Raw genomic sequence first — 24078 nt, 5'->3', positions numbered from 1 at the left:
TTTAATCGTCGCCGTAGTATTGCACGCCGAGTTTAATTCGCTCGCGTCCTTGCGCTAGGCGGTGTTTATTCGTATCCCGCAGCGAATAAATACACCCGCAGTATTCCTGCTGATAAAAACGCTCGCGCTTGCTGATTTCTATCATGCGCTGGCTACCGCCTTGCTTGCGCCAGTTGTAATCCCAGTATTGGACATCTGGATAGGGAGCCGCTGCGCGATGGCCACAGTCATTAATTTGCTGCATGTTCTTCCAGCGCGAGATACCCAGTGAGCTGCTGATAAATCGAAAATCATGTTCGGCGGCATATAGCGCGGTGCGCTCAAACCGCATGTCAAAGCACATGGTGCATCGTATTCCGCGCTCGGGCTCAAACTCCATCCCCTTTGCTCTGGCGTACCAGTTATCCGTGTCGTAATCCATATCGATAAACGGCACATCATGATCTTCTGCAAAGCGAATATTCTCCTGCTTACGAATTTCATACTCTTTGGCCGGATGGATGTTGGGATTATAAAAGAAGATGCTGTAACGGATCCCACTTGCTTGTATCGCTTCCATCACTTCTCCCGAACAAGGGGCACAACATGAATGGAGTAATAACTGGTCGTGGTCGCGATCAAAGTCAGGCGGTAAAGGCAACGGTGCGCGTGTAAATTCAGACATGACAATTCCGTGTTCGCAATGCAAAAGATAAAACGCCAATATTCATATATTTGCGTATGCAGCGAATTCTAGCATGGTAACACCCATTTTTTCAGGCATTACTGCCCGTTACCAACAGAAACACTATGCAGTGACTAGTCCATAGCCATTCAGCCTTTTTGGATCGGGGGGGCGTCGCCCGGCTTTCGGGCGACAGACATATCGGTGTATCATTGAGTGCTGAGGTCAGCCTCGACAATGAATAATCGATTACCATCTACGGTATTGGTATCCAACATCTTCTGCTCCAACTCACCACTGGTGGCCCAGGTAGCAAAGTCGTCGTCATTCAATACCCCTAAGTGACGATCGTCAATCACCCACAAGCCCTCCATTTTATCGTGCGGATAGTTTACTTTAGCAACCATATCGACCAATAAGGACTTGCTGACAGGCCTAATCCCAGCGCTGGCTAAGGCACTCCAACCCTGCTCGAGAACGAACTCCTCTAGTGTCCTACCAGACAATGTCAGGCCGCGCTCTGTATCCTGTTCAATGTCACCACTGTCTGTGATTGTTTCAAGATTGGTTCCAGAGGCAAGATCAATGCGATAGATCTGCTTTTGCGCATCCGGTGCCGCTGCTTTTTCACCATTGGGGCCACCATAGAGAAAGTTGCCATCACGCTCGATCACTAGAAACTGCGTAGCGCTCAGAGCGACAATTTCGGAGTTGGAGTTTTGGCGCTTTTCCTGACGGTAGAGGTACTGCCCGATGCTGCCGGACTCAAGGTTAACCGTCACGATGCGAGTAATGTCTAAATCCTTCACAGCGTTGCTGGGGTTATACATCGTTGATTGCATCATTCCTACAAGAGTTTTCTCATCCGGCGTAACAGCCAGTCCCTCCATTCCGCGATTAGCGCGGCGGTTACCGAATTCCGCTGGCAAGGTTAAGTCAACCCGCTCATCGTTGGCAAAAGCGTTTATACGACCGATCTCCCGGCCTTTAGCATCAAAATGAACAATATGGGGACCATACTCATCACTGACCCAGAAAGTACCGTCTGATAGAGCCACCAATCCCTCCCCGTCCAAACCATAATCGTCAAGCACAAACGGGTTGGTGGTTTCATCGTAGGGCTGACTATCATTTTCAAGGATCGGTCGGCCGTCAGCATGGTACGGCGTTTCACCGGTTCCACCCAAGGCAGAGCTATTGGGTAGGCCAGTGATCGGCAATCCGTCGGGGCGCCTCAGCAAAATCATATCAATTTGCTCAATTTGACCGTTCGCCTTTACCTCAAATAATCCAATGCGCGGGGTATAGTCCGGTGTTGGGAATATTTTTCCTTTTCCTTGGTCGCCTTTGTACTTGGCATTAGGGCCCCGATCAGTGAGAGCATAAAAGCGGTTCGCATCCGAGGGATGGGCTGTCATTGCCGAGCCGAAACCACCCTTACGAATCTCAAAAACCTTCTGAGACTTAGCGTCAATCAGATCATTCCTCAACACGTTGTAAGGCAGAAACACCCCCTCCGCCGGATAACTGTCAAACATGGAGGTGCTGGCGTTTCTTGTATCATTGTTGCTGTAGTTACAACCTGCGAGCACGATAGATGCCATTAGAGGTGCCAAGAGCAGCTTACATTTATTTATCGACTTCATTGTCTATTTCCTTTTTATCGCGTAAAGATTACAACGCAGTGCTCAATCCCTTGAGGCTGGGTATCACTGGCAAAATTCAGGGTTAAAGCCGTAGACGAAGGCCGTCTTGGTCTGAGAATCGGATGAGACCCATGGAAGCAAGGACTTGAGCACCTCAAAGGACTTGGTCGCCCGATTAACCACCTTCCGCGTATAATCAGCAGATCCATCCTCATAGCGGAATGACAGTTCAGCAACCAACGGTGAATGAAAACCCAATGCCCCCTTTTGGTACCAGAGAGTCACACTGATTTCGGCATCGTGCTGGCCCAAGTCAATCTCCACCCCACGGTAAACATGTTCATGAATCACTAGGTTACCCACCAGCGAAAGGTCTTCCTGATCAGCAAGCCCATAGTCATCCTCAAAACCGGGAAAATGATGATTTATATCTTTAATTTTGTTGATTTTTCGCGAATTGGGAACCTTAGTAGAGTGACTGTATACCACTCTAAAAGGCTCAGTTGAGGTCGACCCTATATCAGACTCCAACTTGGTCTCAGCACCATAAGTGGAAGACGATACGTCTTCATAGTCTGAAATATAGCGATCTTGACTGCGGAACTTGAGAGTAACGTCCGAGAGGCCGTTTTCTATACGCTCGCGGAAAGAATAGCCCGTTTGACGGAGCGAACAGGAGCCCTGGACGTCAAAAAACCGCACATTCCGCTGTTTGGCTAAGTACGCACTACCAGAAACATCACGCGCAATAACCGACTCAATTTTGGTCTCGACCATTGCCAGCAGCTTCTCCAAAGACACAGCTTCGCTCTGGTAGGTAAATTGGCCGACGTCCAGCATCACCTTGTACTCGCGGGAGATGACATCAGGATTAGCCTTCACCATAGTACTCATCAGAATCGTGCCCATAAGGACCATGAGGCAGCGACAGACCGTCATAACTTACTCCTTGATATGTGACCAGGCCAACAACCTAGCAGAATCAAAAAGATAGTGAATATACATGACAAGTACTATAACGTTGCATGACGATACCATGATCAATGCATGACACCGGTTGAATCACGTAAACATAGCGACGACCGCCACAGCCACCTTTATCTCGCCAGTCGTAAAGTATTCATCCAACATTTGTGTTTTCAACACGGACAATATTCAACCCCTCACTGCCTTGAGGAGGCTCAAAGTACTGGGTGACATGATGAAAGACCGCCTCGGTATCAAAGTGAGCTCGCTCCGGCTGCGAAATACGTCGTTGTCCAATCTGTAACAAGCATTGTTCATCGGAGACATCAAGATAAAACAGAGTGTGTTCACCGCCCACATCACGACATAAGGAAAGAAGCCACCCCCTTTGCTTTTTAGTGTTAGCGGGAAAGTCCATCACGACTTTAACCCCAAGCAATAACAGGCGCTGGACATGTTCTTTGATAAAAGGTTTGATTAAATTTGAGTAGTATCGGTAGTCGTCAAATGACTGGATCTTTTCTCCATAGTGGGCCGCTAACCAATCATCCTCTGAAATCAGCATGGCTCTTTCTTGCTTTGCCAGTGTTTGGCTAAACGTTGATTTCCCCGCGCCCATCTTTCCACACAGTATGAATAATGTCCCTGTTACTTTCATTGTTCCCTCACGAATTAGACCAAGTAGCCCTCTCATAGGGGCGCTTGTGGGGAGTTAATTATCGCCTTCGTTGCTTGAACCTTTGTTCCGTAGATTCAATACAATGTATCACGCATGGGGGATAAATGACCGAGACACAATAGTGCGGTTGGCTCCAGGTGATCGGCTAATTGCAGCGCGTGCTTGGTCAAGGTATCGTCAAACCCAGCCACCAACACAAAGCCAACGTTCAGTGCTGTGCTTTGCAGGTGAACATTTTGCGCCAATGCGCCGCTTTCCATATACACATAGCGCGCACCACGCTCGCCTAAAGGGGGCTGCGAGTGGAAGTGCTGCGTCGCCGCTTCAAGCTTTGCCGCTACGCCCATCACAACCGCCGCTTCGGTTAACCATGGCTGGTCACCGAGACCAAGGCGCTGCATCTCGCGCGGCACACTGCTTGCTACACGTTCAAGCAAATGGCTGTCGCTATGATAATCATACAATCCAGCAGCCAGCCCGGTAACACGACTGACAACGAGTCTGATATGGAGCGGATAAAGGCCGCCCGCTGAGGGGGTGGCTTTTTGCTGATGAGCACCCGTGACTCCTTGCGCAGACCAAAGTAACTGAGAGAGCACGCTAAGCGGTAACGCGTCGTCTGCATACTCCCGAATGCTGCGGCGCGACAGAATACAATGCACTAACGAATCGGAGTCCTGCTGGTCTGGGGCCGGTAGCGTCACAAACATAGTTCTTTCCTTGTGGTCAGACAGTACTTCCCTACGACTGGCGATAACAAAGATCGCAGCCAAGTAACGTAATACCCAGTTTACGGTATCAAATGGAACATGTGGGGTCAGAACAAGACGCAAGACGCAAGACGCAAGACGCAAGACTATATTGGTGGGATCGGTGTTTAGCACGATCAAAAAAAGCCGCTGATTACTCAGCGGCTTTTTTAATGTGGCGGAGGGATAGGGATTTGAACCCTAGAAGGGCTATTAACCCTTGCCGGTTTTCAAGACCGGTGCTTTCAACCGCTCAGCCATCCCTCCGAACTGCTGGATATACTAATGTTGACCTTGATTAATGTAAAGTGCTGCAACACAAATTTTGGTTTAAGTGATGGATATTCGTCCATTACTGGCATGACACGGCTTCACATTGGCTGAACAAGTTGGTACAACGTGCATATACTCTCATTGAGAGCCCGCATGTTATTAACTCAGGAACCGACATGACCTTAGACAGCTTTCTCGCCAAAGTCACCCAAACACCGGAAATGGTAATGTTTGACGAGACGATGGCGGTGATAGATGCACATTATGACTACGCTCCGACGCGCTTTACTAATGGTGATCTCGCGAACAAAGCCGGACAAAACACAGGCTCTTGCAAAGTGTTGGCGTTTTGCCAACTCCACGAGTTAACCGAAGTACAAACCCTTGCCTGTTTTGGGGGCTACTATCGCGAGGATGTACTTAGCAACCCATCGGGCACGGATCATAAAAATATTCGTAACTTTATGGTCACGGGGTGGAAGGGCGTGTCATTCGACAAGATGCCTTTGAAAGCAAAAGCGCGAGTCCATTCATAACCCGGTTCTGAACTAACAACGACGACCCACTTGGGCCGCCGTTGTTATCTCTCCAGTCATCCTGGTAAAGCTAGACGGTTTGCTGACGCGGTAAAAATATCTCGCCCATCATACAACGTACACTGCCGCCGCCAATGGTCTCAATGGTTGTCACATCAATCGGTACCAGTTTTCCAAACTGACGCAGTGTGCGCTTTTGCGCTTCAGTAAAGGCACTATAAGCCGAAAGCGACATAATAATAACGGATTCACCGTATCGGTTTCGTAGCTGCAAGATGTTTCCACAGAGTGCATTCATCTGTGATTCGCTGATCGACACTAAGGTTTTATCTTGGCTCAGCGTGCTGCAAACAAAGTCACGCTGTCCCGCGTCAATGACTTCGTCACAGACAACAGCAAACTCTTCGCCAACCGCCATCATCACATTGGTATGATAAACAGGATTGCCGTCGCTCATCTCCGTGTTAAAGCTCACGACTTGGCGCATACCCACTTTGGCTGCCCATTCCGTTAAGAGAATACTATCACAACGATGCGACAACGCTGCATACACTCGCTGATTCAGATGATCAATCACCATCGCGCCCGTGCTCTCTAGGAAGGCATCATCTTTGTCATGACACTTCACTTTGTGTACGTGATTAACCGCATACCCTGCTCTATCCAACGCTGCCATCAGGCGCTCCGGCTTGACCTCTAATTGACGGTTTGGACATGCCATCGGGTAAAGATAGAGCTCGCCACTCGGCAACGTGCTGAACCAATTATTTGGGAATACCGCATCCGGAGTGACAGGATCAGACTCTGGATATTCCATCACCACCACATCAAGGCCGTGACGACGCAGGGTCATCACCATATTATTGAATTCTGCCATGGCGCGCGCTTTCACTTCCTCATCAGGTAGCGACGGCGCGTGTTGAAAACCGTTATCCTCACTGGTTTGAGCATTAAATTTAAAATGAAACGGGGGCACCATGACGACAGCCGATGCTGCGTGGGGATGCGTCATCGGATATTGGGTATCACAGCTCGCTAAAAACGCCATAAGCAAACCTTCTAAAACAACATGATTAAAACAGTATAGGAGGGCGGCAGCGTACACGATCACTTTCAAACGTGCGACGACCTATCCCGATGAAATGAATAACCGCAGGAAAATATCATTGAAACAAGTTTTTTACAAATCAAGTTTTGCTCTCTCGTCGCGTAAATAGCAAACGCTTTCACTGCATATCAATAACTGATTGTTTTATTGGGACTTGAGAAATTTTGACGCGCTCTTTATTGGGATAAAAACATTATAAATATGGCCAATCCTTCCCCCTGAATAGGGTGTGGTTGACTATAGTAAAAGTGTCAATAGGGAGGAAACTGCATGGAACCGGCGCAACCAACCCATAACGAGCAACAGCGACTTATCGCGTTACACGATCTGGGGATCCTAGATACCGGCCACGAGGACAGATTCGAGCGTATTGTCCGTGTTGCAGCCTATGTGTCCGAGTGCCCTATGGTCGCCATTAGTTTAATAGATGAAGAGCGCCAGTGGTTCAAGGCTAAGCGTGGTTTAGCGGTGAACCAAACAGGGCGTAGTGAATCAATTTGTGGTCATGCCATTCATCAACTGGATCCACTGATTGTTCATGACACTCGCCAAGACCCACGCTTTGCTGATAACCCTTTAGTCACCGGTGACCCATACATCCGCTTTTATGCTGGTTTTCCGTTTAGCCTTGATAGTGAGCATTTACTCGGAACGCTCTGTGTTATTGATCATCACCCGCGTGAACTGACCGAAGCTTGCCAACGAGCGCTCTTAGACTTAGCGAAAATTGTTGAACATGAGCTCGTCATGACTCAGCAAAACGTGATCGACTCGCTCACTGGCGTCTTCAATCGACGTGGTTTTTATCGTGAAATCACCAGCTATTTAACGGATGATGTCGTCATTGAATCGCAACACACATTATTGCACTTTGATGTTCGCCAATTGCAGGGGATTAACCATCGGTATGGTAAATACGCTGGTGATAAGGTGCTAATAGAATTTGCTGCGTGTTTGACTGATGTGTTTGATGATGTCGGTTGGATTGGCCGCCTAGAAGGCTGTGAGTTTGCGGTGTTATTAATTCAACAGGATGTGGATGCCGTAGAGGCCCAATTGGAGCGCTTCTACCTACGCCTTTGCCGCCGTTTATCATCAGACCGCTACCCCTTTGTCTACTCGGTAGGGTTAGCGCACTTCACTCAGATCGATGAAACCGTGACGTTAGAAACAATGCTATTGGATGCGACGAGCAATGTAAGGCCGTACCCTGTTCCGATAGAACATCAAGGCATTGGGTAAGAATGGGGATTAAAATAGAAAACAACCTAGAAATTGGTTGCGGGAGATGGATTTGAACCACCGACCTTCGGGTTATGAGCCCGACGAGCTACCAAACTGCTCCATCCCGCGTCCGTAACATCAACATGCTTGATGTGGGCAAAACTTGGAGCGACATACGAGGTTCGAACTCGTGACCTCGACCTTGGCAAGGTCGCGCTCTACCAGCTGAGCTAATGTCGCCTATGCAATTGAGCGTTGCAATACGCTTTGAAATTGGTTGCGGGAGATGGATTTAACGCGCCGTGCAACGGTGCCGACCGGAGGTCGCATTGACTTATCATCAATCGTTAAACGCTTCTTTAACAACCTAAAATTGGTTGCGGGAGATGGATTTGAACCACCGACCTTCGGGTTATGAGCCCGACGAGCTACCAAACTGCTCCATCCCGCGTCCGTAACATCAATATGCTTGATGTGGGCAAAACTTGGAGCGACATACGAGGTTCGAACTCGTGACCTCGACCTTGGCAAGGTCGCGCTCTACCAGCTGAGCTAATGTCGCCTATGCAATTGAGCGTTGCAATACGCTTTTAAATTGGTTGCGGGAGATGGATTTAACGCGCCGTGCAACGGTGCCGACCGGAGGTCGCATTGATTTATCATCAATCGTTAAACGCTTCTTTAACAACCTAAAATTGGTTGCGGGAGATGGATTTGAACCACCGACCTTCGGGTTATGAGCCCGACGAGCTACCAAACTGCTCCATCCCGCGTCCGTAACATCAACATGCTTGATGTGGGCAAAACTTGGAGCGACATACGAGGTTCGAACTCGTGACCTCGACCTTGGCAAGGTCGCGCTCTACCAGCTGAGCTAATGTCGCCTATGCAATTGAGCGTTGCAATACGCTTTGAAATTGGTTGCGGGAGATGGATTTAACGCGCCGTGCAACGGTGCCGACCGGAGGTCGCATTGATTTATCATCAATCGTTAAACGCTTCTTTAACAACCTAAAATTGGTTGCGGGAGATGGATTTGAACCACCGACCTTCGGGTTATGAGCCCGACGAGCTACCAAACTGCTCCATCCCGCGTCCGATTTTCAAGTGCACCTTCTAGAGTGAAACATGGAGGCGCGTCCCGGAGTCGAACCGAGGTCCACGGATTTGCAATCCGCTGCATAGCCACTCTGCCAACGCGCCTTTCTTTGTTTCCGCCTCTGCGGTACGGGGAGGCATTCTACGGATTAACGTGATCGAGTCAACACTTATTATTTAAAAAAGGTTTCAGTTGACTGTTTTGCAAACAAAAACATCAAACTTCAAACAATTCGCTGCTATTTTCAGCATTTTTTGCTGAGGTAAGGCCTATATTGACAGGTTCGAACCGTGGGAACCGCACTATTAACATTTTTGTGACAATTTATCTATCCACTCTAAATTGTCTTTATTTTTTAACACTGTGTCTTTTTCTTCTAAAGTGAACAAGTCGTGCGGAATTATGCGACGCAATTCACTTCAAGGAGGAACCATGAATTATAAACGTACGGCCCTTGCCGTTTTACTCAGCGCCAGCGTGACAAGCGTCTCGGCAAACAGTCGTGAAGATACAGTATGGATTTCGATTGGTGCAGATGCACAACAAACGGCCCGTGCCGCAGGAGCGCAACCTATGCTCGCGCAATCAATCGCGAGCAATGGCAAGGCGTGGGTCGGTGAAGTCAGCGAAAGCCAGCTTGCCGAACTCTCCCATGAGATGCACGAGAATCATCACCGCTGTGGGGGCTATATCGTGCATCCTTCAGCCCAAAGCGCCATGGCGGCAAGTAATATGCCAGTCTCTCGCGCCAGCTTTATTGCCCCCGAGATTAATCAACAGACGTTGGTTACTCCGTGGCTAAGCCAAATTGAGACGGGGCTAATTATTAATACCATTGATCGTCTCACCGATTTTCCCAATCGTTTTTACACCACCACCTCTGGCGCCCAAGCTTCAGATTGGATCAAACAACGCTGGCAATCTCTGTCACAGAGTTTATCGGGCGTAACCGTCTCTCAGGTGGCACATAGTGGATACAACCAAGCATCTGTCATGATGACCATCGAAGGCAGTGAGAAGCCTGATGAATGGGTTGTCATTGGTGGCCACTTGGATTCGACCATTGGATCAAGAACGAATGAGCAAAGTATTGCACCGGGCGCTGATGATGATGCCTCCGGCATTGCGGCCGTCACAGAGATCATCCGTGTATTGTCACAGAATAACTTTCAACCCAAGCGTAGTATTGCCTTTGTCGCCTACGCTGCCGAAGAGGTGGGATTACGCGGCTCGCAGGCCATTGCGAACCAATTTAAGCAACAAGGTAAAGATGTCCGCGGCGTACTACAACTCGACATGACCAACTATCAAGGATCGGTCGACGACATTGTGTTTATCACCGATTATACCGACAGCGGCCTCACTCAATATTTAACCCAATTGCTAGATACCTATTTACCCTCTCTGCAGTATGGCTTTGATACCTGTGGTTATGCATGCTCTGACCATGCCTCTTGGCACCAAGCGGGCTATCCAGCAGCCATGCCATTTGAAGCGAAATTCAGTGACGCCAATCCGAGAATTCATACGCCGCAAGACACGCTAGCCAACAGCGATAGCGAGGGAGTTCATGCGGCCAAATTTACTAAGCTGGGCTTGGCATATACCGTCGAATTGGCCAACGCCGACAGCCAACCAGAGCCCTCAAACCGCCTAACACTCGGCCAGCCTGTGAATGGTATTTCCGGAAACCGAGGGAACGAACGTACCTTCACTTATGAGTTGGCGCAAAATAGTGACGTTGTGATCCGTACTTATGGTGGCAGTGGCGATGTCGACCTCTATGTTAAGCAGGGCGAAGAAGCCAGCACCAACAACTGGGACTGTCGTCCTTACCAAGGTGGCAATAATGAAACCTGTCGCTTTAATAATGCAGCCCCCGGAACATTTTCTGTCATGCTGCGCGGTTACCGCGATTATCAAAACGTTAGCCTGGTTGTTGAATAGTCATCCTGTTCGTCATCACTGACTCAACGACATGGCGCCACCAGCCCGCCCCAAATACAATCTTGGTAAGCCAGTGGCGCCCTACTCTTTTACACTTACTCATCAGCAGGATTGACGAATCGAAACGTCAGGTTGATTCTCTCACCAATCGGTAGTTGGGTCTTGGGTAAACTATGCTGCCAATGCGTTTGCGTCTCTCCTGCCATGACCAATAATGAGCCATGGTTGAGTAAGAACTCACGCTTTTCCTGCCGTGCAAGGTGACGAAACAGAAAGCGGCGACTGGCACCCAAGTTCAATGATGCTATAACTGGCTTGCAGCCCAATTCAGGCTCATCATCTTGATGCCAGCCCATGTAATCACGTCCGTCACGGTAACGATTTAACAAAACGGTGTTAAATGGTGTGTGGCATTGTGCTTCAACCCGCGCTTTGAGATCGAAAAGTGTTTGTGTCCATGCCAAAGGCTGAAGTGTTAGCCCACTGTATGTATAAGGATGATCGCCATACCACGCTAACAAGCGCGGTTGCATCATGGTACGACCAAATAGTGTGATGGGAAGCTGTTGCCACGGCACCTGCTCACGAAGCGCTGTGAACAATGCATCAGCTTGTTCAAGAGGTAGCCAGTTAGGTCGCCAATCAATCTCGGCCTGGGGCATATTGACGCTCTGCTGGCTATCAAACCCAGTATCAGTAAAAAAGCTTTGTTGCTGTGGAGGATGGGCCATATAGAATTACTACCGTTATTATCGCCTAGCCTTCAGTATGGCTGGGGTTAACGGATTGGATCAACGCGTTGACCACTCATGCCATTAAGTCGATACCAGCCCGCAATGCTAAATCGTTGACGTTTGGCCGGTAACACTTCATGAGGGAAAGCTTCAGATAAAAATGTCACGAGTCGCCCAGCTTTAGGCCACAAGGTTTGGCGATGACTACCATCCGGGTTATAGATGACGATTTCGCCACCATCTCGCTCTGACCAATCACGGTTTAGATACAACACCGTAGTCACTTTGCGATTTGAGCGCCCTTCAAAGGCATCGTAGTGCTTAGCGTAAAAATCACCCGGATTGTATTTAGCGAAATGTGCCTCATATTCAAACAATCCCAAAAATAAGTGCCGGTTAAATGCGTGTTGCAGATCCGCCATTTTATCCAGCAGGGTATCCACCGCCGGCATTTTGTCACGTTCCAACCAATGAATTTTGTCACGACGGATCTGTGTGTTGGTATGCTGTTTTTTCTCGCGCCCGATTGTCGCCTGCGCCCACTGTTCGGGCAAACATCTTTGTAAATCAACCACCTCTTGCGGTGATAAGAAGGCATCACATACACTTAGGCCGTGAGTGGCAATATCATCAATGATCGTTAGCGTGTTCAAACACTTATCTCCCCCCGCAACTGAAGAGGCCACCTTACTGCCTTTCTCTCAGGAGGCAACACGTATTCTTTATCGTGACGATAAGATCTGCTTATCGATCGCCCATGTCACCAGCGTACCGATTAGCCGAGTAAGTCTTCCAATTTGGCTTTCCAAATCGCTAACGCTAGTGCTGGGCTGCGTAATACTTTAGGGGTAGGGATCCAACCTTGCTTGAGATGGGAAAACACATCAAAACGACTCGCCTGCCCATCCATTGCCTCGGCAATGACACGCCCAGCGATATTGGTTAACCCGACGCCATGTCCAGTGTAGCCGTGCGCGGTATAAACATCATTTCCTAAATGATCGATATGAGGCATATAGCTTCGAGTGACCGCAAACATCCCACCCCAGTGGTAGTCCATTTTCACCGTCGATAACTGGGGGAACACCTTCGTCATGCGCTGATGTAATCGTTGAGCCGAATCTTTATACTCACGATTAAACGGATGATTTACGCCACCAAAGAGTAAGCGTCCATCCGCCGTTGGGCGAAAGTAGTCAAGGCAATTGTTCAAGTCAGACATCGCCATGCGGTTGGTAATCGGCATACGCTCACCAAGTGGCTCGGTGACCGCAATAAACGATGCAACCGGCAATACCTTCGCTTGCGCTTGTCGATCTAAGCCCTCAAGGTACGCATTACATGCCAGCAATACCTGCGGAGCGTGCACTTGCCCTCTTTGTGTTTTCACACAATGTGGCTGACCTTTTACCAATGCCGTGGCCGGGGTGTTCTCATAAATCTTTACCCCCATTAGTGTCGCCGCTTGCGCAAGCCCAAGAGTGTAATTAAGCGTATGAAGATGCGCACTATTAGGATCATACAAGCCACCCAGATATCGATCCGTCTGTGCCACCGCTGCCACTTGGGTTTTATCCCACCACTGCGCAACAGGGTACTGATACTCCCCCTGCTTTAGCGCGTACCAACTTTGTAATTCCTTTTGCTGGGATACGTTTAATGCCAGCTCAATGTAACCCGATTGAAAGTCACAATCGATTTGGTGCGTTTGGATACGCTCACGAACGATGTCGACCGCTTCAACGGATAAGTCCCATAACTGTTTCCCCCAGCTCGGTCCATAGGTTTCATGGAGCTCACGCAACCCCAAACAGTATCCCACTAAGCATTGGCCACCATTGCGGCCAGAGCCTCCCCAGGCAACGGTTTCCGCCTCCAATACCACAACATCGTACCCACGCTGACGCAATTCTATCGCCGCATTAAGTCCAGTGAGCCCCGCACCAATGATGCAAACGTCAGCATGGTGGGCACCGGCCAAAGAGGGTAACGATAGCGCTTGGTTTTGGGTTGCGACGTAGTAGTTCGTCTCGGCATGAAAGTGAGGATCAGGGCGAAAGGTTTTTACCATGCTCTCAATGGTTACTCTTGGTGAATGAATAAAGAATAAGTAGCGTGAGATGACCATCACCACACTACGCCAACGTCGCAGATAGTGGCATTCAGCTTCCCGGCTGACAAGCCATTCTTTTAGCAAAAATACCCAATCCTTTAGGGATGAACAGCAAGATTCTGCTACCGTTAGCGGGACGTTTCACGAAATGATTGTTGGTTAAACAAAACTCGTTGACACAAGGGCTGGGTACAATATGATGCGCCCGACGTGTACTCGGCCAGTAAGCCATTGAAGGACCATGATAATGAAAAAAATCTCTCACGGGATCACCGCCACAGCCCTCGCACTATCAGCCGTATTTGCGAGCGGCGTAAACGCCGACGATAAGGTACTCAACCTTTACAATTGGGCTGAATACATGCCCATGGACGTGATAGAAGCCTTTGAAGAGGAATACCAGGTTGACGTTAATTACTCCACATTTGAGAGTAATGAAGCCATGTATGCCAAGCTAAAATTGCTTGGCAGCGAAGGCTATGATCTTGCTTTCGCCTCCACCTACTTTATTGAGCGCATGGTGAATCAGGACATGCTGGCGCAGATTGATAAGCAAAAAATCAGCCATTTTGATCAATTACGTCCAGGCTTACTCGGCCAGCCATTTGATCAAACAAACGACTATTCCCTTCCTTATGTCTTTGGTGTCACCGGTATTAGCTATAACAGTGATTACGTTGATGGTAGTAACGTTACAAAATGGGCGGATTTATGGCGCGAAGATTTTCGTGGACAGGTGATGCTACTCAATGATGTGCGTGATGTATTTGGCATGGCATTGAAAGCCCAAGGTCATAGCATTAATAGCACTGATGAAGCGGAAATTAAGCAAGCCTATCAGTACTTACGTGACCTACGAGACAACGTAGTCGTGTACAACTCAGATGCTCCTCACGTGCCTTTTGTTACCGGTGAAGTCAATATTGGTCAGCAGTGGAATGGCAATGCCCATATGGCGCAACAAGAGATCGATGGCATAGAATTCGTGTACCCACAAGAAGGGGCTATTTTGTGGATGGATAACTTTATCATTCCCAAAAACGCAGAAAACAAAACCCTCGCGCACCAGTTTATCGACTTTATGTATCGGCCCGAGAATCAAGCGAAGCTAGTGGAAGAGTTTGGTTATCCCGCTCCGAACACTCGAGCCGCTGATTTTTTGGACGCAGAGCTTAAAGAAAACACCACCATTTTCCCATCGGATGAGGCGGTGAAAAAAGGTGAGTTCACCAATGATGTCGGTGAAGCCGTTAAAATCTACCAAAAATATTGGCAGATGCTGAAAAGCTAACCGTTAAGGCTTACCTCATCAATCTGCATCTAAGGCCTCATCGTTTGAGGCCTTATTCATAGCCGATACCCGTTCCTTTCTTTGTCACTGTTTTTAGTCAATGCGTTTTTGCTATGCTCTGGTAATCTGAATCAAAACACCCCACCATCAACCTCACAAGGATGTTGCTCCATGATCGATTTTCGCTCTGATACTGTGACTCAACCTGATTCTGCCATGCGCGATGCAATGGCTAATGCCCCTGTCGGCGATGATGTGTATGGCGATGATCCCAGCATCAATGCGCTAGAGGAATGGGCAGCCGAACGACACGGCTTTGACTCTGCGCTGTTTACGGCCTCAGGCACCCAAGCCAATTTACTGGCATTAATGGCCCACTGTGAGCGTGGTGACGAATATTTATGCGGTCAACAAGCGCATAACTATAAGTATGAAGCAGGGGGAGCAGCTGTTCTCGGTTCTATTCAGCCACAACCTGTTGAGAATGAGCCCGACGGGACGCTGGCTTTCGATACATTAGCCGCTGCGATTAAACCTAACGACTTCCATTTCGCCCGCACCAAGCTGTTGAGCTTAGAAAACACCATCGGTGGTAAAGTATTGCCATTATCATACTTAGCCGAAGCGCGTGCGTTTTGCGACCAACACCAGTTGCAATTACACCTTGATGGCGCCAGAGTCTACAATGCCGCGGTCGCTTTGGGCGTTGATATCACTGCCATCAGCTGCCACTTTGACTCTATGACCATTTGCTTGTCTAAAGGGCTGGGAGCACCCGTTGGCTCTCTCTTACTCGGATCTAAAGCGTTAATTTACAAGGCTAGGCGCTTACGTAAGATGCTAGGTGGGGGGATGCGTCAAGCTGGGATCTTAGCGGTAGCCGGACACCAAGCGCTCAAAGAGAACGTTGACCGCTTAGCAGAAGATCATGCTAATGCTCATTATTTAGCGGCTAAACTGGACCAGCTTGAAGGGTTTTCCACCACCTCATACTCGGTACAAACCAATATCGTGTACGTCGATATAGCCAGCCATATCGACCGTATGCGCCTGCAAATGCGATTGAAGGAAAAAAGGATTGAGGTGGCGTTAAGTGGCAACCCTGCACGCTTGGTTACGCACAAAGATATCTGCCGAGCAGATATCGATACCCTGATAACGGCCATGAAAGCATCACAATAAGCCTTTTCAACGCGCCGACCTAGGCGGGTCTAACGGCCCGCTTTGTTCATTAAATCATCAGACAGTTTAAAATTGTGACCCCATCACAGCTTTCTCCACCGAGTTCACTAAAACAATCACTTACAGTCGCTACACTGAAAGTAGTAACCGATTAAGATGCCAATATGGGAAGGGCTATGGCTATCACGCAAGTCACCAGCGATCGTTTGTATCGTGAATCCAGTTTAAAGCACAGTGACATCACGTCGACCAAACACCTTGCGCCGCTCGATGAAATCGTTGGCCAAGATCGTGCTCGTCATGCGGTCGAGTTTGCTATGTCAATCAAAGAAAAAGGCTACAACATTTACGCCATTGGCCAGAACGGCCTTGGTAAACGCACCATGATGATGCGCTATCTCAATCAACATTGGCATAACGACTCACCGGTTTATGACTGGTGTTATGTCGCTAATTTCCAAGATGCTCGCGCACCACAAGTCCTCAAGCTGCCAGCCGGAAAAGGCTTCGAATTAAAAAAACACATTGAACAACTCATGAGCAAGTTAGCCAGTGCGCTGCCCTTGGCATTTGATAACGAAATGTACTATCAGCGAGCCGAAACGCTGAAAGATCAACTCACTGAGCGTCAACAAACCGTATTACAAGGATTAAGCGATACGGCAGAAAAAAACAGTGTGAGCCTGACCATTACCCCACAAGGCGATTATCAATTCGTCGCCCTTAACGGCGAAGAGCCACATACTGAAGACACCTTTGACGCACTATCGCAAGAAGACCAAGTCGCCTTCGGTAAAGTGATTGATAAACTGGAAACGGAATTACGTGGCATTGTCCGCCAGCTTGGCGAATGGGAATCGGAATACGCGGAAAAACAACAAGCGCTCGATGAAGATATCGCCCAAGACGTCATTGCCGTACACATGGCACCATTGAAAAAAAACTATGCCCAACTGCCCGAGGTCAGCGAATTTCTCGATACGATGCAGACCGATATGCTTGAGCACCTGGATATCTTCTTAGAAGATAGCGAAGACCAAGCAGCGCTCGCCTACGCCGCACTGGATAAAAAACTGCCTCGTCGTTATCAAGTGAATGTCTTAGTCAGCCAAAAAGACACTCATGCGCCGATTATCGTCGAGGATAGTCCCAGCTACCACAACTTATTTGGCTATGTTGAGAACGCAACGTTCAAAGGCACCGTATTTACTGATTTTTCGTTGATTCGTTCAGGCAGCTTCCATCGCGCAAACGGGGGCGTATTGCTGATGGATGCCATTAAGGTGTTAGAAAAACCGTATGTATGGGATGGGATTAAACGTGCACTGAGTAGCCGTCAGTTAAGCGTTAGCGCACTAGAGCGAGAAGTGACGTTAAGCGGAACCGTGTCACTCGATCCTGCCCCTATTCCCCTTGATGTAAAAATCATCTTGTTTGGCGATTATCAGACCTATCAGCTCTTGCAGCGCTATGATGCTGAGTTTAGCGAACTGTTCCGGGTAACTGCAGATTTTGAAGATGACATGCCTCGAACCGAGAGCACCGAGCAACAATACGCCAAATTTATTTCGAGCATTATTCATGATGGCGATCTCCTACACTGCAGCCGTAGTGCCATCGCCCGCATTATCGAACACAGTGCAAGACAAGCCGAGGATCAAAACCGTTTATCCCTTCACTCAGCAGATATCGCCAATCTTCTGCGTGAATCAAACTATTGGGCAACACACGCTAAAGCAAACAGTATTGGTGCTTTGCACGTAGAAAAGGCACTCGCGAGCCGCAATATGCGTGTTAGTCGCTTACGCGACAGCATGATGCAAAATGTGGAAAACGGGGTGACCCTCATCAACACTCAAGGCTCAGCGTTGGGGCAAATCAATGGCCTGTCGGTGCTGAGCACCTCTGATTACAGCTTTGGCTTGCCCAACCGCATTACCGCAACCACCGCGTTTGGAGAAGGCGAAGTACTCGATATTGAGCGCAGTGTGAAGCTAGGGGGCCGCATTCACTCCAAAGGCGTGATGATCTTATCCGCCTACCTTGCAACCTTATTAGGGAAAACCGATAAAATCCCGCTGAAAACCCATCTCACCTTCGAGCAATCTTATGGCGGGGTCGACGGTGACAGTGCGTCGATGGCCGAATTTTGTGCGATCTTTTCTGCCATTACCGAAGCGCCACTCCGCCAAGATATCGCTATTACAGGATCAATGAATCAATTTGGGGAAGCACAGCCAATTGGTGGCGTAAATGAAAAAATTGAGGGCTTCTTCGATGTCTGTACGCTTAAAGGCCCCAGTAGTGACCAAGGCGTCATCATTCCAGCCGCGAATGTGCAAAATTTAATGCTACGGAAAGACGTCGTGCTGGCAGTTGAAAAAGGCGAATTCCATATTTATGCGGTGTCGCATGTCAGTGAAGCACTCTCGCTTTTATCAGGGGAGAAAGCAGGGTTTGGCCCGGACGGAAAAGCCCCTAACGGGTTATTAACGATTGCAATAGACAAACTAAATAGTCAGCGCGATGCGCATCAGGCTTCCTCAAGTTAGTCTTCGCTTCATTCCGACTTCCTTTGACAGCGGCCAATACTGGCCGCTTTTTATTGTTCTTTATATGGCATCAGTATCGTCATCCCCCATGATATTATTTGCTGCAGTGGAACTGCCGCAGTGGCAGTAATCACGTTGTTCACTTTCACCATAGCTTGATCCGACGCAAAAAAAACAACCCCCTTTAAGCGTAATATGCAATGAAAACCATTCTTATTTGGATCTCGCACTATGAAACTGTCAACGCTTGGTCGCGGTCAGTCCGCGCGTATTACCAGTGTCCATCATGTGCCCGCAGTTATCCGTCATCGCCTTGCCGTTATGGGATTAATTCCTGGCACCGCTGTTGAGCTGGTTCGGCGCGCGCCGCTTGGGGACCCATTGCAAATCCGGCTCGATAACGAACAACTCGTGGTGCGTCGTGATGTTGCCAAATTGATTGATGTGGAGACACTGTGATGGAAAAAAAACGCATTCTTCTGGCCGGTAACCCAAACTGCGGCAAAACCACGTTATTTAATGCATTGACCGGCTCTCGCCAAAAAGTCGGCAACTGGGCTGGCGTCACCGTCGATAAGAAAGTCGGCCAGTTCACGCTCAATCAGACAGTGAATGATAAGACAGAGTGTGACATTACCGATTTACCCGGTTTATACGCGCTAAATGCAGGTTTTGATGCCAGTCTAGACGAACAGATCGCGACGCATTCGATTGATAGTCGCGACTGTGATGTCATCATCAATGTGCTGGATGCCAATAGTCTCGAACGTGGGCTGTACCTTACCTTACAGTTACGCGAACGCGGCGTCCCCATGATTGTGTTGATCAATAAGATGGATCTATTGGATCGCAACGGACAACAACTCGATACCGGGAAGCTACAAGAATGGCTGGGTTGTCCTGTTCTTACCGTGACCGCATGCCAACCCGACAGCGTGGCGACTTTCCGCCATCAGCTCACTCACATGGTGACCCACCTTCCCCACAGCGACGCCATGCAGTTGAACTATGGTGAGCATATCGAAGCATGGATCCAAACCCACCTTGGCGGCCCATTTACGGGCACGGCAGCGGCACAAGTGAATCAACGCGCCCATTTGCTGGAATGTCTCGAACGAGGTCGTTTACCTGATGGTAATGATGCCTCTCTACAAGTGTCATTTTCCAAGGCTTGTCTATCACTGGCAGGACAAGATACCGACATTCTTATTGCCGATACGCGCTACAGCTATATTCGCGATCTGGTGCATAACACACGGCGTGAGCATCGTCACTTAAGCCGCAACAAAACCGAAAAACTCGACAAGGTGATCCTCAACCCTTTTTTATCGCTGCCTATTTTACTCGCTGTTCTGTACGCCATGTTTGTCTTTGCGATCAGTATTGGCGGCGCCTTTATCGACTTTTTTGATATTGCCGCGGGTGCTGTTTTAGTCGATGGCACCCACCAGCTTCTTGACGGTGTATTGCCAGTGGCAATCGTGACGCTGCTTGCTGATGGCGTGGGAGGAGGGATACAGACCGTTGCGACCTTTATTCCTGTCATCGCGGGCCTATATTTGTTTTTAACCGTATTAGAAAGCACGGGTTATATGGCTCGTGCTGCCTTTTTACTCGATGGTTTGATGCAAAAAATTGGCTTACCAGGTAAAGCGTTTGTGCCACTGATCCTCGGCTTTGGTTGTACGGTGCCTGCCGTCATGGCAACACGTACGCTAGAGCAAGTTCACGAGCGCAAAACCGCTGCAGCGATGGCCACCTTTATGTCATGCGGCGCACGTCTCCCAGTTTACGCGTTGTTTGCTGCAGCTTTCTTTCCGCAAAACGGACAAAACCTGGTATTTGCTCTCTACTTACTCGGCATTGCAGCAGCCGTGCTCACTGGCTTAATCTTGCGCCACACCCTATACCCGGGCCAAAGTGAAAGCCTATTGATGACACTGCCGGACTACGAGCTGCCCCGTTTACGCCATATCATGAACAATACTTGGCAAAAGCTACGTCGTTTCGTGTTGGGCGCAGGAAAAACCATTGTGATAGTGGTGACCATCTTAACTTTCTTTAATTCACTCGGGACCGATGGTACTTTCGGTCATGAAGACAGTGAATCGTCAGTCTTATCCAAAGCTGCGCAAATTGTCACGCCGGCTCTCGCCCCTATTGGTATCGAGAAAGATAACTGGCCTGCCACCGTGGGGTTAGTGACCGGTTTATTTGCTAAAGAGGCGGTTGTCGGAACATTAAATAACCTCTATGCACCGACAGAGGCGGTAGAGGAAGACGGTTCCATGCGCGATGCTCTGGTCGAGGCCGTCCAAAGTATTCCTGCCAATTTATTTGGCATTGATTATTCAGATCCACTTGCCATCAGTGTCGGTGATATTGAAAACACCGAAGTGGCCGCCCAAGCGCAAGAAGTCAGCATGACCACGTTTGATAATCTACATCGCCAGTTCAGCTCCACAGCGAGTGTGATGGCCTACCTCATCGTGATCTTACTTTATACTCCCTGTGTCGCTGCCATGGGAGCCTATACGCGCGAATTTGGCCGTCGTTTCGCGTTGTTTATTGCCGGGTGGTCAATGCTTTTAGCCAGTAGCGGCGCCATCCTTTGTTTTCAAATCAGTCAGCTCGGCGTCTCAACCACACAAGCAACGACGTACATTATCAGTTTCTCTGTCCTTTTCATTGGTGTGGTTGCATTCATGCGCTATATCGGTCGTCACCCTCATTGGTTTAAGGAGACCTATTATGATCCTACAAAAGCTCAAAACCAGTGTCATTCAGGCGGGTGTCATTAGTCGACGCGAGCTTGCCAACACCTATGGCCTCAGTCCCGATGGGGTTGAGGCGATGATGGAAACCTGGATCAAGCGTGGCGTCATAATCCGCCAATGTGCTTGCCAGGGAAACCAGGATATACAGTACCGTTTAGCGCACGCTAACGAAATACAGTGCTTGAGTATGGTATAGCGCCAGTATGTTTATCTATTAACAAGAAAGCAGTTGCCATTGGCTGCCTCTTCTTTTTTATGGAAGGCGGGGTTTATAGACGAAGTGTTGTATAGAAAAACCGATTAATTATTGAAGACAAACAAAAACGGCGACCATAATGGTCGCCGTTTTGCTTAATGATGGTGCCCCGGGCCGGACTTGAACCGGCACAACGCGAACGTCGAGGGATTTTAAATCCCTTGTGTCTACCAATTCCACCACCGGGGCACGCAATTCTTTTCAGCCGCTTACGCCACTGTTTTTAATTTGGAGCGACATACGAGGTTCGAACTCGTGACCTCGACCTTGGCAAGGTCGCGCTCTACCAGCTGAGCTAATGTCGCCTATGCAATTAAGCGTTGCAATACGCTTTAAAAATTGGTTGCGGGAGACGGATTTGAACCGCCGACCTTCGGGTTATGAGCCCGACGAGCTACCAAACTGCTCCATCCCGCGTCCGTTTATACCAGCCAGAGTTTCATGGAGGCGCGTCCCGGAGTCGAACCGAGGTCCACGGATTTGCAATCCGCTGCATAGCCACTCTGCCAACGCGCCTTCGCGCTTCACCTCTCGGCTAAGTGGTTTGAATTCTACATAATTCTTTCTCACTGTCACGCAAAAATTATCGTTTTGAGGTTTAACCGTCGATTATTTATTCAAACATCACATTTCTACCACTCTCTTGACCAAAATTCACGCGATATAAGGTGGAATAAAACAGTTGGATGCCTTGCTCTAACAAAAAAGTGCCAACCTATACAACCTATAGAGGGTGGCACTCACGCCATAAAAGGAGGATTAGACTGCAGATAATAGGCGTTCACGCTCATCTTGCTCAATGAGCTTCCAATGTCGACCTTGCTGAGCACCAGCTAGTTTCCAAAGAAGACATAAATCGACATCTTTACCATGTGTTACTTGTAAACGACGAAACATCTCCTCTGGCGCCATACTATAAAACGTGGATACATCCTCGACGCCCGATTTCTTTAACATACGTTCTATTGTCAATCGAAGATTAGGTAAATCACGCAAACGACGGTAATTGCCGCAGGTTTTACGGGCTTTATCATTCACTGCCTGTGCCAGAGATCGCTCAGTCAATTCATTTAGATCGGGGTGTCCGCTTATATGTAGCTCAGTCACATCATAATAATTCACGACGGCAGATGAGCTTTTCTTTACATGGACAAATTTATCGCACCCTTTTTCGAGCAAATCGTTACTCAACACACTACCGCCACGAAGATAAAATCGTTTACCGGTCAGCAGCGCAAACATGGCGCCCTGATAGAAAAAACCGGTACCACCAAACATTGAGCGTAGCTCCATATCACCAAAGTTATTTAAAAAAGTCATTACTTGGGCTCTAAACTGTTTCTCCATCAAAGGTTCTCCCTAATCCCCGAATCGTGAATGATGAACACTCATTATTTGACTGATAAGTTAGTCATAGTGCATGATTATTTCAGACAGAAGGATGCATCAGATTGATATGAAATACTATGCATTTGATCACTCCTCATTACATAGACCACTATTTTAGTGCGGACTTTGTCACATTTACGAAACACATTTTTTTTCAATTAAATAAAGTCTCTGGCTTACCACGGTTTAATCTTTGGTGGTGAGTGCGCTAAATTGGTAAATAAGATAACGATGGGCGGAGAAAGGGTATGTCGATGCATCCCATATTGATTGAGGCCAACCATTTATTACCAGGCGGGTTACATACCTATGTGGTCACTGAGTCCTTCTATTTGAATGCACTACCACACGCTGGCGATCCGCCACAGCTTTTGGTCGCGATGAAAAATGAAGCCGAAGCGGATCACCGTCCGAATGCCATTTCCCCCATTGTGACTTTATGTCACGTCGCCGACTTTAATCATTACGGGCCCCAGCAAATCGCTCTGACATTACAAGGAATTGAAAATGTTAAAGTTGACACCATCGAAGTAATAAACGGCGATGTTAACATCGCTCATCATGCTCCTTTACCGCAGTGGCAACGGCAACCTCTTCCTGATCATTATGCTTACCTCAGTGATAAGCTGAAACAGTACTATCGATCTAACCCTGGACGACATGACCATTTTCAGTTAACCCAATACGATGACACCTGCTGGGTATGTTTACGTTGGTTAGAACTCTTACCGATTGAGGTAAAACAAAAACAATTGTTACTCTCACAACCTAACGCCTTATTAGTGGCCGAGTTTATTGATAGACTACTGCGCTACCCGCTTATTGACCAAGAATAGGCGCGAGTCATTGGGTGTTTAAACTATCACTAAAGATTCAACCAGGCTCACTGATCC

At 48.4% G+C, this 24078-nt stretch carries 20 protein-coding genes and 13 tRNA genes; 10 read left to right on the top strand and 23 right to left on the bottom strand.

All coding sequences use genetic code 11. The features are described 5' to 3' along the window. Position 1 precedes the first annotated feature (1 nt). The 6 genes from BUQ98_RS03010 to BUQ98_RS02985 form a co-directional block, all read right to left on the bottom strand. Positions 2-664 carry an epoxyqueuosine reductase QueH gene (locus BUQ98_RS03010; protein ID WP_074212426.1) on the bottom strand — a complete coding sequence of 221 codons (663 nt, stop codon included), beginning with the start codon at positions 662-664 and terminating at the stop codon, positions 2-4. Positions 665-873: 209 nt separating this feature from the next. Beyond that, a complete protein-coding gene (locus tag BUQ98_RS03005) occupies positions 874-2310 on the bottom strand; it encodes an esterase-like activity of phytase family protein (RefSeq protein WP_074212425.1) in 1437 nt (478 codons plus the stop codon). A gap of 63 nt (positions 2311-2373) precedes the next feature. Next, positions 2374-3249 carry a hypothetical protein gene (locus BUQ98_RS03000; RefSeq protein ID WP_074212424.1) on the bottom strand — a complete coding sequence of 292 codons (876 nt, stop codon included), beginning with the start codon at positions 3247-3249 and terminating at the stop codon, positions 2374-2376. 181 nt (positions 3250-3430) lie between these two features. Further along, complete coding sequence (locus BUQ98_RS02995; RefSeq protein ID WP_074212423.1) at positions 3431-3934, bottom strand: P-loop nucleotide/nucleoside kinase family protein; 504 nt, start codon at positions 3932-3934, stop codon at positions 3431-3433. A gap of 95 nt (positions 3935-4029) precedes the next feature. Beyond that, a complete protein-coding gene (locus BUQ98_RS02990; protein ID WP_074212422.1) occupies positions 4030-4665 on the bottom strand; it encodes a SagB/ThcOx family dehydrogenase in 636 nt (211 codons plus the stop codon). A gap of 215 nt (positions 4666-4880) precedes the next feature. Next, positions 4881-4971 (bottom strand) — tRNA-Ser (locus tag BUQ98_RS02985). A gap of 182 nt (positions 4972-5153) precedes the next feature. Between BUQ98_RS02985 and BUQ98_RS02980 the strand changes: the two genes are divergently transcribed. Next, positions 5154-5513 carry a HopJ type III effector protein gene (locus BUQ98_RS02980; protein ID WP_074212421.1) on the top strand — a complete coding sequence of 120 codons (360 nt, stop codon included), beginning with the start codon at positions 5154-5156 and terminating at the stop codon, positions 5511-5513. Between the two features lie 70 nt (positions 5514-5583). Here the strand turns inward: BUQ98_RS02980 and BUQ98_RS02975 are convergent, their stop codons facing one another. Then, the gene (locus BUQ98_RS02975; protein ID WP_083605176.1) at positions 5584-6561 is read right to left on the bottom strand and encodes an arginine deiminase-related protein; all 978 of its coding nucleotides are present in this window, start codon (positions 6559-6561) and stop codon (positions 5584-5586) included. A gap of 330 nt (positions 6562-6891) precedes the next feature. Here BUQ98_RS02975 and BUQ98_RS02970 point away from each other — a divergent pair, with 330 nt between their 5' ends. Further along, entirely contained in the window at positions 6892-7863 is a 972-nt protein-coding gene (locus tag BUQ98_RS02970; RefSeq protein ID WP_074212420.1) for a sensor domain-containing diguanylate cyclase, read from the top strand. A gap of 34 nt (positions 7864-7897) precedes the next feature. On the opposite strand, the gene BUQ98_RS02965 is transcribed toward BUQ98_RS02970, so the two are convergent. From BUQ98_RS02965 to BUQ98_RS02930, 8 genes are all read right to left on the bottom strand, one after another. Beyond that, positions 7898-7974 (bottom strand) — tRNA-Met (locus tag BUQ98_RS02965). Between the two features lie 35 nt (positions 7975-8009). Further along, a tRNA-Gly gene (locus BUQ98_RS02960) sits at positions 8010-8085 on the bottom strand. A gap of 134 nt (positions 8086-8219) precedes the next feature. Next, a tRNA-Met gene (locus BUQ98_RS02955) sits at positions 8220-8296 on the bottom strand. Positions 8297-8331: 35 nt separating this feature from the next. After that, positions 8332-8407, bottom strand: a tRNA-Gly gene (locus BUQ98_RS02950). 134 nt (positions 8408-8541) lie between these two features. Continuing rightward, a tRNA-Met gene (locus BUQ98_RS02945) sits at positions 8542-8618 on the bottom strand. Between the two features lie 35 nt (positions 8619-8653). After that, positions 8654-8729, bottom strand: a tRNA-Gly gene (locus BUQ98_RS02940). 134 nt (positions 8730-8863) lie between these two features. After that, positions 8864-8940, bottom strand: a tRNA-Met gene (locus BUQ98_RS02935). A 34-nt stretch (positions 8941-8974) separates the two neighbouring features. Continuing rightward, positions 8975-9048: transfer RNA gene (locus BUQ98_RS02930), tRNA-Cys, on the bottom strand. Positions 9049-9376: 328 nt separating this feature from the next. Here BUQ98_RS02930 and BUQ98_RS02925 point away from each other — a divergent pair. Continuing rightward, positions 9377-10891 (top strand): M28 family metallopeptidase, encoded by a 1515-nt coding sequence (locus BUQ98_RS02925; protein ID WP_074212419.1) that lies wholly within the window; start codon positions 9377-9379, stop codon positions 10889-10891. Positions 10892-10986: 95 nt separating this feature from the next. Here BUQ98_RS02925 and BUQ98_RS02920 read toward each other — a convergent pair whose 3' ends face one another. The 3 genes from BUQ98_RS02920 to BUQ98_RS02910 all read right to left on the bottom strand — a co-directional run bounded on the left by BUQ98_RS02920 (position 10987) and on the right by BUQ98_RS02910 (position 13696). Then, positions 10987-11622: an alpha-ketoglutarate-dependent dioxygenase AlkB family protein gene (locus BUQ98_RS02920; protein ID WP_083605175.1), complete on the bottom strand. Its 636-nt coding sequence runs from the start codon at positions 11620-11622 to the stop codon at positions 10987-10989. A gap of 47 nt (positions 11623-11669) precedes the next feature. Then, the gene (locus tag BUQ98_RS02915; RefSeq protein WP_074213557.1) at positions 11670-12278 is read right to left on the bottom strand and encodes a 2OG-Fe(II) oxygenase; all 609 of its coding nucleotides are present in this window, start codon (positions 12276-12278) and stop codon (positions 11670-11672) included. Between the two features lie 122 nt (positions 12279-12400). Further along, positions 12401-13696 carry an NAD(P)/FAD-dependent oxidoreductase gene (locus BUQ98_RS02910; RefSeq protein ID WP_074213556.1) on the bottom strand — a complete coding sequence of 432 codons (1296 nt, stop codon included), beginning with the start codon at positions 13694-13696 and terminating at the stop codon, positions 12401-12403. Positions 13697-13985: 289 nt separating this feature from the next. On the opposite strand from BUQ98_RS02910, the gene BUQ98_RS02905 reads away from it, so the two are divergent. The 6 genes from BUQ98_RS02905 (at position 13986) to BUQ98_RS02880 (ending at position 21736) form a co-directional block, all read left to right on the top strand. Beyond that, positions 13986-15029 (top strand): ABC transporter substrate-binding protein, encoded by a 1044-nt coding sequence (locus BUQ98_RS02905; RefSeq protein ID WP_074212418.1) that lies wholly within the window; start codon positions 13986-13988, stop codon positions 15027-15029. A gap of 174 nt (positions 15030-15203) precedes the next feature. Then, a complete protein-coding gene (gene ltaE, locus BUQ98_RS02900; protein ID WP_371515110.1) occupies positions 15204-16211 on the top strand; it encodes a low-specificity L-threonine aldolase in 1008 nt (335 codons plus the stop codon). Positions 16212-16387: 176 nt separating this feature from the next. Then, on the top strand, positions 16388-18763 hold the full coding sequence (locus BUQ98_RS02895) for a Lon protease family protein (RefSeq protein WP_074212416.1): 2376 nt from the start codon (positions 16388-16390) through the stop codon (positions 18761-18763). A 231-nt stretch (positions 18764-18994) separates the two neighbouring features. Continuing rightward, the gene (locus BUQ98_RS02890; RefSeq protein ID WP_021023136.1) at positions 18995-19222 is read left to right on the top strand and encodes a FeoA family protein; all 228 of its coding nucleotides are present in this window, start codon (positions 18995-18997) and stop codon (positions 19220-19222) included. After that, positions 19222-21564: a ferrous iron transport protein B gene (feoB, locus tag BUQ98_RS02885; RefSeq protein ID WP_074212415.1), complete on the top strand. Its 2343-nt coding sequence runs from the start codon at positions 19222-19224 to the stop codon at positions 21562-21564. The genes BUQ98_RS02890 and feoB overlap by 1 nt, the downstream gene beginning before the upstream one ends. Next, entirely contained in the window at positions 21515-21736 is a 222-nt protein-coding gene (locus tag BUQ98_RS02880; RefSeq protein WP_074212414.1) for a FeoC-like transcriptional regulator, read from the top strand. Before feoB ends, BUQ98_RS02880 begins: the two co-directional genes overlap by 50 nt. A 162-nt stretch (positions 21737-21898) precedes the next feature. On the opposite strand, the gene BUQ98_RS02875 is transcribed toward BUQ98_RS02880, so the two are convergent. From BUQ98_RS02875 to BUQ98_RS02855, 5 genes are all read right to left on the bottom strand, one after another. Next, positions 21899-21985 (bottom strand) — tRNA-Leu (locus tag BUQ98_RS02875). Positions 21986-22025: 40 nt separating this feature from the next. Continuing rightward, positions 22026-22101 (bottom strand) — tRNA-Gly (locus BUQ98_RS02870). Positions 22102-22136: 35 nt separating this feature from the next. Next, a tRNA-Met gene (locus tag BUQ98_RS02865) sits at positions 22137-22213 on the bottom strand. Between the two features lie 25 nt (positions 22214-22238). Then, positions 22239-22312 (bottom strand) — tRNA-Cys (locus BUQ98_RS02860). A gap of 243 nt (positions 22313-22555) precedes the next feature. Continuing rightward, positions 22556-23143, bottom strand: a complete 588-nt coding sequence (locus BUQ98_RS02855) for a TfoX/Sxy family DNA transformation protein (RefSeq protein ID WP_074212413.1) — start codon at positions 23141-23143, stop codon at positions 22556-22558. A gap of 290 nt (positions 23144-23433) precedes the next feature. Between BUQ98_RS02855 and BUQ98_RS02850 the strand changes: the two genes are divergently transcribed. Further along, positions 23434-24021: an LON peptidase substrate-binding domain-containing protein gene (locus BUQ98_RS02850; RefSeq protein ID WP_139294616.1), complete on the top strand. Its 588-nt coding sequence runs from the start codon at positions 23434-23436 to the stop codon at positions 24019-24021. The last annotated feature ends 57 nt before the right edge of the window (positions 24022-24078 follow it).

The organism is Salinivibrio sp. ES.052, assembly GCF_900141775.1.
GTDB lineage: Bacteria > Pseudomonadota > Gammaproteobacteria > Enterobacterales > Vibrionaceae > Salinivibrio.
Note: the sequence above shows the minus strand (reverse complement) of the source record. Positions and strands in the feature narration are given on the sequence as shown.